This window comes from Bacillota bacterium (assembly GCA_024655925.1).
In the GTDB taxonomy this organism is placed as follows: domain Bacteria; phylum Bacillota; class DTU025; order DTU025; family JANLFS01; genus JANLFS01.
Genome location: JANLFS010000001.1, coordinates 1 through 2,471 on the forward strand (window position 1 = coordinate 1; position 2,471 = coordinate 2,471).

Consider the following 2,471-nt stretch of genomic DNA (forward strand, 5'->3'; position numbering starts at 1 on the left):
AAGCCCTTACCTTCGCTGTTACCTCGTCGCCGTCCGCAGCCGAGCTGATGTCGATGGTCAGGGTCTGAACATCGATGTCGTTTACGGTGGTGACGACTCCGCCTATGCTGTACTCCACGTCGTACTTGACCGCGCCGTCCCCTGTAGCCCAGAACAGCCCAACTGCGTCGGCATTGGTGTATGCCGGCATAGGCGGGATGGCAGGTACCGCAGGAGGCGTTAGGTCGATGACCACGTGCCCAGCGTCGGACCTAGCGCTCTCGTTTCCGAGATCGTCAAGGGCCGTCACCTGCAGGTGGTGAGTACCCTCAGCCAGATCCGCAGGGTAGACGAAGAGCATCGGATCTGGCGGAGTCGGCTGCGCCACGGTGAGGCTGGGCGTCGCTTCGCCGTCAAGGTAGACGTTGTACACTACCGCGCCGGGCGACAAGGTCCACGTCCAGCTAGGCCTGACGTTCTTCGTCGGGCTCTGGGTGGTCGGGATGCCCGGTACCGCCGGAGGCGTGGTGTCGACTATGACTGTCACAGCTTCGCACCAGTCGCTCTTGTTCCCCAGCGCATCGTAGGACCTCACCTCGAGGGTATGCGAGCCGTCACCTAGCTCCTCCGAGTGAGTGTAGCTCGTGGCAGTGCCTACGTCCATGATTATCGCCCCGTCGAGGCGAATTTCATAGCCCGCGGCACCGCTCACCGCAGTCCAGCTCCACGTCGGGGTCTTGTCGGTTGTCGGCGACGTCACGGTTAGGCCCGTGGGTACCGCAGGCGCGTCAACGTCTACTTCGACGCTGCCCGCCGTCTCAAGACCCTCGTTCGCCAGCCAGTCGTACGCCTTCACCGCGAAGGTGTAGGTTCCGGTCGCTGCGAACGTGGTCTGGTAAGTGCGCGTGTCGTAGACATCGATCCACGTGCCGCCGTTCACGCTCACCAGGTACCCTGTCGCGCCAGCAGGAGCGCTCCAGCTCCATGTCTGAGGCGACTCGTTGGTAGGATTCGGAGTCTCCAGCATCAACACAGGAGCAGCAGGACCCGTCTTGTCGTAGATAGTGGATACTATCGCTGACCATCCGCTCTCCTTTGTTCCGCCTGCGCCAGGCAGCGTGGAGACCGTCTTCACGCGGAACCAGTACTCGCCTTCGCCCTCAGCATCCGCATCGAAGTCGTAGTTCGAAGCCGTGAGGGCTGTGACCTCAGTGGGGCTGTCGAACCCGGCGTTATCGGCATACTGCAGCACGTAGGTTATGGTATTGGTTCCATCGCTTACATCGCTCCAGTCGATCTCTATCGGGCTCGTCTTGTACCCATCGTTAAGGGCCTTGATCGCGGGAACGGCAGGAGGCGTGGTGTCCACCTCGACGATGCCGATGCCGGACCAGTCGGAGTAGTTCCCGGCAACGTCCATGGCTCGCACGCGGATCTCGTATGTGCCGTCCTCAAGCTGCAAGCCCTGAGTCCAAGTCTGAGCGCCTGGGTCGAGCGCATCCGGAATGTCCATGAAGGTGTCGAGGACGTCCCAGTCAAGACTGCCCTGACGCCTGATCTGGATATGATACAGATCGATCCCAGAGATCGCGTCTGTTGAACCCTCCCACTCCCACGTAGGAGTCTTATCAGTGGTTGGAGTGGTAGTAATGGGAGTTCCAGGTGCCGTCGGCGGATCCGGGTCGAAGATGATTATCGGATCTACCCACGCCGAAGCGTTTCCAACATTGTCGAAGGCCTTCACCCTGGCCGAGTACTCCACGCCAACCGCAAGCGCGAGGTCGGACGCGGGTGTCCACTGCTGGGTGTTCGCTCCAGCTGTCGGCACAATTCCAGTCTGGTCGACCAGCGCACCTACCCACGGGTCTACAGTTGTCAAGGGCTTGCTGGCTTGGGTACCGAACTGGAACCAGTACTCACTCAGACCCGAGCCGGGGGTTCCGTCGGGAGCGTCTGGATCTTCGCTCGCCGCCCAGCTGAACGTGGGTCGTAGGGTGTTGATGTACCACGTGCCGTCATCGTGGGCATTACCCGCAACCGGGTTGCCCGGATCAGTCGGCGGTGTGGTGTCCACGTTGAACGTCCACTGGAGCGTCTCATCCGGCGTAGACTTGTTCCCGGCGAGGTCGTACGCGACCATGTCCACCGTGTACTCGCCATCATCAAGGCTCGTGCCCGGCGTGTACTGGATGTTGGTCGCCGTCAGGCTGTCGGCGTAGCCTGGCATGCCAGTGAACCCTGACGTAATGTCGGTCGGGCTGCCGTCGTAGGTGAGCGTCAATACTGTCTCCGACGCATCCAAGCCAACGCCGACATCGGCAAAGTCGGCCGAGATTGTCGGAGTAGCATTTCCTATGTAGCCAGTTGGCGCGCCGTTCGACAGCACGGGCCTGGCAGTGTCCACGCGGATCGACGCTTCCACCCCGGTGCTCGTCCAGCCGACAGCGTCAACCGACCGCACCTGGAAGAAGTAGTCGTCGTCGGGTGTCAGC

At 61.6% G+C, this 2,471-nt stretch carries 1 protein-coding gene; it reads right to left on the reverse strand.

The window, feature by feature from the left end:
- Positions 1–2,471, reverse strand: a 2,471-nt coding sequence (locus NUW23_00005) for a hypothetical protein (protein ID MCR4424567.1), incomplete at both ends; no start/stop codon positions are given.